Source organism: Skermanella aerolata KACC 11604 (assembly GCF_000936425.1).
Lineage (GTDB): Bacteria > Pseudomonadota > Alphaproteobacteria > Azospirillales > Azospirillaceae > Skermanella > Skermanella aerolata.
The window spans coordinates 1-1,893 of record NZ_AVFK01000150.1; the positions used below are offsets into that span (position 1 = coordinate 1).

Below are 1,893 nucleotides of genomic sequence, written 5' to 3' on the forward strand. Positions count from 1 at the left end.
CACACCATCCGAACGCAATCCGACATCCGGCTCGGCCGCGGTGTCGCGCCCCGGCGGCGGACTATGCAACGGGATGACATGTCTGATCTCCAGATTGTTCTCACCGACGATGATCCGCTCGATGACGAGTTGCAAGATGACCTGCCGATCCTCGAATGTGGCTTCCCGCAATCGCTCTCGGATGCGATCACAAAAGGCGGTGAGGCTCGCCATTACTTCCTCAGCATGGGCGTGCTGCTGACGCAGCCGCTGGACCTGCTCCAATTCCTGCGCCAAGGCTCGTTGCTGATCCGCCAGATGTCCACGGCGCTCGGCAAGCTCGTCGAGGTTGAGAACACCGGCTTGGTAGGCATCAACCAGCCGGCGATCGGCCTGTAACAGCCGCCGCAAGCGGATCTCGATCTGCCGCTCGGCGGTCTGTTCCCGGGCGGTCCCATCCTCGGCACGAGCGGTGAGCCGCTCGAACTGTGCCGCCAGTTGAACCGGATCGCTCAGCAGTTTGACGACATGCTCCCAGATGGCCTGCTCCAGGTCATCCGCCCTGACCATGCGCTGTGGACAAGGCGTCGTTCGAGCATTTTGGATACAATCCTTACCATGGCAACAGTAATAGCGCCGCTGCGGATGAACAGCGCTTGCTCGATATGTAACGCCGAACATGGCCAAACCACAGGTTTGGCAGTTCAGAAGGCAGCGCAGCAGGTAATTATATTTGGTATTGTTGCGGAACGACAGGACGGAGTTGCGGGCCAACTGGTCCCGGGCACGGTCCCAGGTTTCCTGATCGACGATCGCCGGTACTGGAATGGCAATCCATTCCTCACGGGGCCGAAGCTGTCGGCAGGTCGGCTCGTTGCGTCCGCGGACTGAACGGGGCTTGCGGGCCGGTACGTTGAGGTAACGGTTGGCATAGGCGGTTCCCGCATAAACTGGATCCGACAGAATGTGATGGACGGTCGAGGCTGACCAGGGCGGACGCCCGGAGCGTGGCATCCACGGCCCGAAGTTCAGGCGTTTAAGGATCTGACGGATCGTCATCCGTTCCTCGGTCAGCCAGGTATAGAGTGTCCGGACCAGATCGGCCTCCCCCTCGTCGATGACCAGATGGCCCAGACTATCCTCGCGTCGATGAACATACCGGTAGCCGTAGGGAGCGCGACCGGCCAGAACCTGACCGGCCCGGGCTTTTTGGAGCTTGCCGCGCCGAAACCGCTCGGCCAGGACCGCACGCTCGTACTCGGCGATTGCGCCCTGGATCTGCAACAGGAGCTGATCATTGGGGTCCTCGGAGATCGGATGGTGCAGAAAGACCACCGCACAGCCGGCGCGCCGGAATTCTTCGAGCAGCAGAACCTGGTAAGCAAACTTGCGGGCCAATCGATCGGGACTGAGCACGGCAACGGTCGAGACCACGCCATCACGGACTGCGTCGCGCAGACGGTCCAATCCCGGCCGATCCAGGCGAGAGCCGCTGAGCCCCTCGTCCCGGAAAATATGGTCCTCGTTGATTTCGTGGCCACTGGCTGCGGCCCAGGCCTGCAGCGCGGTCAGCTGGCTGTCGATGGTTTGGTTGCGTCCCTGGCGTTCGGTTGAGACACGGGCGTAGAGAGCGACATGCATAGCATACCCTCCTCCTTCTCGGGGGCTGCGGAAACGGGCGGGTTGTCAAGCAGCAGGCGGCGGTAGACCTGTTCCAGGCGTTCTGGTCCGTCGCGGGTCCGGACGACGACGGAGTGGATGGTCCATCTGATGGCCGCTGGCGAATGCTGGGCATAAGGCATCAGGCGATCCCTTCAAAGGTGATCTCCTGATCATCCACAAAACCAACCCCCTACAGGATTTTCGCATCACTGCGGCGAGCGCCACGCGTCCGGAGAGTGTTGAGAAACGGAA

The 1,893-nt window shown here is 61.6% G+C and carries 1 protein-coding gene; it reads right to left on the reverse strand.

Annotation, left to right across the window (positions count from 1 at the left end; translation table 11 throughout):
* A partial coding sequence (locus N826_RS38875) for a recombinase family protein (RefSeq protein WP_052832825.1) occupies nt 1-1,620 on the reverse strand: 1,620 nt, incomplete at its 3' end.
* Nucleotides 1,621-1,893: the final 273 nt, after the last annotated feature.